At 28.9% G+C, this 5,558-nt stretch carries 6 protein-coding genes; all 6 read left to right on the top strand.

Translation table 11 applies throughout. The features are described 5' to 3' along the window. The coding region (locus ACRDDY_RS16000; RefSeq protein WP_438565937.1) for a CocE/NonD family hydrolase C-terminal non-catalytic domain-containing protein at positions 1-913 on the top strand (913 nt) is incomplete at its 5' end. Between the two features lie 209 nt (positions 914-1,122). Continuing rightward, complete coding sequence (locus tag ACRDDY_RS16005) at positions 1,123-2,475, top strand: family 4 glycosyl hydrolase (RefSeq protein ID WP_438565938.1); 1,353 nt, start codon at positions 1,123-1,125, stop codon at positions 2,473-2,475. Positions 2,476-2,484: 9 nt separating this feature from the next. Next, entirely contained in the window at positions 2,485-4,053 is a 1,569-nt protein-coding gene (locus ACRDDY_RS16010) for a PTS transporter subunit EIIC (protein WP_438565939.1), read from the top strand. 21 nt (positions 4,054-4,074) lie between these two features. Next, positions 4,075-4,833, top strand: coding sequence for a MurR/RpiR family transcriptional regulator (locus tag ACRDDY_RS16015; protein WP_438565940.1), 759 nt, complete (start codon positions 4,075-4,077; stop codon positions 4,831-4,833). A gap of 40 nt (positions 4,834-4,873) precedes the next feature. Next, on the top strand, positions 4,874-5,032 hold the full coding sequence (locus ACRDDY_RS16020; protein ID WP_438565941.1) for a hypothetical protein: 159 nt from the start codon (positions 4,874-4,876) through the stop codon (positions 5,030-5,032). Next, a complete protein-coding gene (locus tag ACRDDY_RS16025; protein ID WP_438565942.1) occupies positions 5,013-5,204 on the top strand; it encodes an NAD(P)H-dependent oxidoreductase in 192 nt (63 codons plus the stop codon). The genes ACRDDY_RS16020 and ACRDDY_RS16025 overlap by 20 nt, the downstream gene beginning before the upstream one ends. Positions 5,205-5,558: the final 354 nt, after the last annotated feature.

Below are 5,558 nucleotides of genomic sequence, written 5' to 3' on the forward strand. Positions count from 1 at the left end.
TAAACTAAAAAAATATAATATTCCATCTAAGATTATTTTACATCAGGGAGATCATATTTATATACAAAATTTAAAAGGGTTTAATTTTAATGATATTATGAATAGATGGTTAAGTTATTGGTTGTATGATATACAAAATAATGTTATGAAAACAGTTCCAGATGTGATGGTTCAAAGTAATTTAGATAGCCTAGAGTGGGAGAAATCACAAAATTGGCCGTCAAAAGATTATGAGGATAGAGTGTTTGGAGTAGACGCCGAGAGACTGGTAAAGTATTCAGAGGTAAAGAAGTTAGAGAAAGATATGAGAAGAATAGGGAAGTTTATAGATGATATAGATGGCAGTGGGTTTATTAGAGAAGTAAAAAATTATGAAGAGTGGAGAGATAGGTTAGTTTTAGGAGAGGGAGAAAAACATAGAGTTATTTATAAAAGTGAGGTTTTAGAAGAGGATGTAACGATTTCGGGGTGTGTAAAGATAGAGTTTAGTGCTAGTTCTAATGGGGATAGAGGGATATTGAGTGCTATGTTAGTGGAGATTGGAGAGAGAAGGCGACTGAGTGTGAAGCAAGTTGTTACTGGAGAGGGAAAGATTAGTTTGGGTAGAGATGCAGGGACTATGGATGAGGTGGACTTCACACTTGAGGAGAGTCCGTCTAAGTATAGGGTGATTACGAGGGGGCATATAAATATACAGAATAGGAGAAGCAATTACTATAAAAGTAGGGTTATTCCTAAGAACTTCCATAGGTATAGTTTTGGGATGGTACCGACTCAGTATACAGTGAAGAAAGGGAGCCGATTGGGGCTTGTAATTTATGGAAGCGATGTGGAGATTACACAGAGACCATTTCATAAAACGGTTTACTTCTTGGATGAGGGTAGTGTGAGGTTACATTTGAAGATGAAGTAGTCAAAAAGTTGTAGAGAGATCTACAACTTTTTTAATTCTCTTATCTCATACTTATTAGAAAAAAGAAAAATGTTAGGCATAAGATATGCAAGAAAAACACAAGAGCTTTTAGATGAAGATTTTTTAAAATTTTCATAATTTGAAAATTTTTAGTTAAAGTAAAAAAATATGGTAGTATACTATTAACATTGAAACAAAGGAGACGTATTATGAAAATAAAAAACGAAAATAAAACAATAGTTATAGCTGGAGCTGGGAGTACACATACGCCAGGTATTATTCAAAGTATAGTTTCTAAACAAAAAGAGTTACCATTAAAGAAATTAATATTATTTGATATTGATTCTGAAAGATTAAACATAGTAAAAACAGTTATGTCACAATATTTAAAAGATAATTACAAAAATTTAGAAGTTGTATCAACGACAGATTACAAGGAAGCTTTTACAGGAGTGGATTTTGTATTTGCTCAAATCAGACAAGGTGGATTAGAAATGAGAGAGTTTGATGAGAAAATTCCATTAAAGTATGATGTTGTAGGGCAAGAAACATGTGGTCCTGGAGGATCAATATCTTATGGAATTAGATCTATCCCTGGGATTTTTAAAATAATTGACGAAGCAAAAAAATATTCTCCTGATTGTTGGATACTAAATTACTCTAATCCAGCTTCAGTAGTTGCAGAAGCAACTAGAAAAAAATATAAAAATGAGAGAATTTTAAATATATGTGATATGCCTGTAGCAATATTATTATCTTATAGTAAAATGTTAGGTTTAAGTAATTGGAGTGATTTAGATCCAGAATATTTTGGATTAAATCATTTTGGATGGTTCACAGCTTTATATGATAAAACTGGAAAAGATAGATTGCCAGAATTGAGAGAAATGATTTTATCTTCTGGAATACAACCTTCTAGCGACAAACATCACAAAGATAAAGATTGGCAAAAAACATGGAAACAATATGCAGAAATCTTAAGGGATTATCCAGAGTATCTACCAAATAGTTATTTACAGTATTATTTATACTCAGCAGATATGGTTTCCAAAGTAGATAAAAATTATACAAGAGCAAATATGGTTATAGATGGCAGAGAAAAGGATTTAAAAAATGAATATAGAAAGTATTTAGAAAATAAGGAAGGATATAAAAGTCCTGTTCAATCTTTTACTGTTTTTGGTGATTTTATTGTAGATGCAGCAGTTTCAATTGCTTATAATAAAGGTTATCGATTTTTAGTTATTGTAGAAAATAATGGGGCTATACCAAATCTTCCGAATGATGTAATGGTTGAAGTACCAGCCTATTTAAGAAGTTGGGGACCAGAAGTTATTTCTAGAAAGCCTATTTCAACGTTCTATAAAGGAATGATAGAGAACCAATTAGCTTCTGAAAAGTTAGCAGTAGAAGGATATTTTGAGAATTCGTATGATAAATTACTACAAGCAATAGCTATAAATAAAACTGTATCATCAACAAATATAGCCAAAAAAATATTAGATGATTTTATTGAAGCTAATGGAAATTTTTGGCCAGAATTAAAAAAAGAAAAATTTTAGGAGGATATTATGACTTATAAGAGTATGTTGGGAACTTTTCAAAAGTTAGGAAAAGTTTTAATGGCACCTGTTTTAATATTACCAATTGCAGGAATTTTAGTAGGTATAGGCAGTGGTTTTACAAATCCAGGAGTTTATACATTATTTCCATTTTTAAAAAATTTTAATATAGTTTTTAGTCTTTTGAAAGATGCAGGAAATGTTGTAAACAATAATATTCCCGTTATATTTTCTATTTGTATAGCTTATGGATTTGCTAAAAGTGAAAAGGCTACAGCTGCTTTAAGTGGTTTTTTAGGTTATATGACAATGAATACTATTTTAGGTAGCTATTTAGTTTTAGTAGGGAAAATTAATCCCAAAGCTCTTTTAATAGGTCAAAAAAATATTCTAGGTGTTTTAACTTTAGATACAGGAGTTTTTGGTGGAATTTTAGCAGGGATTTTAGTTGCATATATTCACAATAGATTTTATAAAATTCAGTTACCTGCAATATTATCAATTTTTAATGGAACTAGGGCAGTACCGGCTATATCAATAATTATGTGTAGTTTTTTAGGCATTTTCTTATCTTTTATTTTTCCACCTATACAAGAACTATTGATTAAATCATCTGAATATATAAATTCAGTTGGAGCTTCAGGTGCTTTTGCTTATGGACTTTCAGAAAGGTTATTGTTACCTTTTGGATTACATCATTTTATTTATTTACCATTTTTTTTCACGCAATTAGGTGGAATTCAAGAAATCGATGGAAAAGTTTATGAAGGAGCAGTTAATATATATAACGCAATATTATCATCTCCTACGGCAATGTTTGATGTTAATATAACAAGATTTGTTATGAATGGAAAAGTTTTATTTGCAATGTTTGGATTACCAGGAGCAGCTTTTGCTATATATAAAACTTCAAAAAAAGAAAATAAAAATAAAGTAGCAGCATTAATGTTGGCAGCAGTATTACCTTGTGCATTAATGGGTATAACAGAACCACTAGAGTTCGCATTTTTATTCGTATCACCGGTTTTATTTATAATGCATTCTATTTTATCAGGAATAGCATACGTGCTAACATATCTTTTGAATATTAATATTCCAGGACCATCTAGTTTTGGCGGACCTCTTTTATCAACTATTTTTAATGGAGTGTTAAATAGCAGCAAAGGGTCGAATTGGGAAAATTTATTAATGTTAGGACCCATTTATACATTAATGTATTTTTATTTATTTAAGTTTTATATAGAAAAGAAAAATTTAAAAACTCCTGGAAGAGAAGATGAATTAGAGAATGTTCAAAATGAATCAAATCCAAGTTTTCAAAATACTAACTTTAATGATATAATAATAAAAATTGTAGAGCAAGTTGGTGGAAAGAGTAATATAGAAAAAGTTGATGCTTGTTTTACGAGGCTTAGAATCTCTTTAAAAGATAATAGTAAAATCAGTGATGTCAAAGTTTTTGAAAATGATTTATTGGCAAATGGAGCAATTTTAGTTGATAATGGAATTCAAATAATTTATGGAAATAAGGCTAATTTACTAAAAATAGAGATGAGAGAATATTTAAATTATGAATAAAGTAATTATGAGGAGTTAATTATGTATAATTTTTTTTCTAATCTAAAAAAATGTCGTGACAATAGCAATTTATATCCAACAGTAGAGGTTGTAATTTCAAGTTATATATTAGAAAATTATGAAGAGATATCCTTGATGTCTATAAATTTATTAGCAAGTAGATGTAATACATCTATATCAACAATCTCTAGGTTTTGTCAAAAAATACTAAATTGTGATTTTAAAACTTTAAAAGAAGAGTGCAAGAATTACGAAAGATTTTTGAAAGAGAAAGAGGTTTTGAAAAAAGGTATTCAAAAAAATTTCTTGTATGATTCAGTAGAAGCTATAAGAGAGACTGCTGATTTAAATTCAGAGGAAAATTATCAAGAGATCATAAAATTAATAAAAAGAGCCAAAAAAGTTTTCTTTTTTGGCTCTTCATTTTCAAATATTTTAGCTCAAAATGCAAGTGAAAAGTTTATGAGACTTGGTAAAATAACTGTTTGTCCATTAACAAGTATATCTCAGGAGGTAGAAGTTAATAAGGTAAAAAATAATGATTTAGTATTTATAGTTAGTTTTTCTAATAAAAATTTTCAAATGGAAAGATTAAAGTATATATTAAGAAAAAAGAAGATAAATATAGTTTATGTAACTGCAAATAGAGAAAAAGCTAATGAAATGGAAAAATATTTAATTGTATCTCCAAAAATGTATCAAGAATTTGAATCCTCTCTTATACAGGAGATGTCAATTAGTTATGTAATAAATGAATTATATTTAAGATATAATTATTGATTTAATATAATTATAAAAATATTAAATAGGGGGAGAAAAAATGAGGAAAATAATATTAGGAAGCTTGTGTGTATTTTTTACGTTACTAAGTTTTTCGGAAGATAAGAATTATGATGGAGAAAGTGGGGCTTCTGAAACTAGAATTGCAGTAAAAGGAAATAAGCTATCTGAAAATATAGATGAAATATCTAGAAGATAATGGAGTTGAAGTAAAAGCAAGAGATCTTTATAGAATGAAATGGAATCCTGTATTATCAGAAGATGAATTCTTTTATCAAAAATATGGAATTGGAGAGCCGAAAGATGATGTGAAAAAAGAGCAGGAGTTAGTTAAAGAAGCAGATTATATTGTATTTGTTTATCCAAATTGACATGATAGCGCTAATGCTATAGTAAAAGGATATCAAGAGAGAGTTTTTTCTAAAGAGTTCGCCTATACAAGTACACCAAAGGGGCCTAAAGATTTATTAGAAGGAAAAGGAATTTATACAATTATGAACTGTGGATTTTTAGGTGGTGGAAGAGGATTTATAGGAGATGGAGTAGGTATAAATGATAAAAAGTAGAACAAATTTAGATAAATTAGAGTAGTGTGAAGGCACTACTTTTTTTGTTTAAAAATATAAGGTATGGTATAATATAAGAAAAATATATGGTGAGGTGAAAGCATGATTAAGAAAAGTTTGCCAGTGGGAATAGATGATTTTAAAGAGATAATAGAAAGT

Origin of the sequence: Clostridium sp., assembly GCF_051656525.1 — a bacterium.
In the GTDB taxonomy this organism is placed as follows: Bacteria; Bacillota; Clostridia; order Clostridiales; family Clostridiaceae; genus Clostridium.